Below are 513 nucleotides of genomic sequence, written 5' to 3' on the forward strand. Positions count from 1 at the left end.
AAGAACTCAATGTCGTTAGTTCTACACTATGATACTAATGAGCACTATTTAACAAACGTACATAAACAAGCTATATCAAAGTATTTAGAACTGGTTAACGAAGACAAACGTATTCTCGTTGAAGGGCACACCGATGATGTCGGAAGCCAGGCTTACAACAAAAGTTTATCCCTTCGACGTGCAAGCACTGCCTCAAAGTATTTAAAGAAAGATCTGGGGCTTGGCAATAGAATTGTCGAAAAGGCCTTTGGGGAGTCTGCGCCTATATGTAAGGTGAACGAGAATAAGCTGTCAGGCTGTAACCGTCGAGTTGTATTAACTATAGAGTAATGAGCAATCCACTATTTGCTGTTGTAATTTTTATATTCATGTGCTCAATATTATGTGGTATTTAAAAGCTTAGTTTTCACTAAGCTTTTATTTTTGTGAATATTATTTCTGTAATGTATAAATTAGTTGTCTCAATCAATGAAATGTAAACATATTTTCGTGTCGATATTTTTGTTTTTTGGT

1 protein-coding gene is annotated in these 513 nt (G+C 34.9%); it reads left to right on the forward strand.

Going from position 1 to position 513, the window contains the following annotated elements:
* The coding region (locus tag R7E78_RS30710) for an OmpA family protein (RefSeq protein WP_140357747.1) at positions 1–330 on the forward strand (330 nt) is incomplete at its 5' end.
* Positions 331–513: the final 183 nt, after the last annotated feature.

Source organism: Vibrio sp. YT-19(2023) (genome assembly GCF_033337395.1).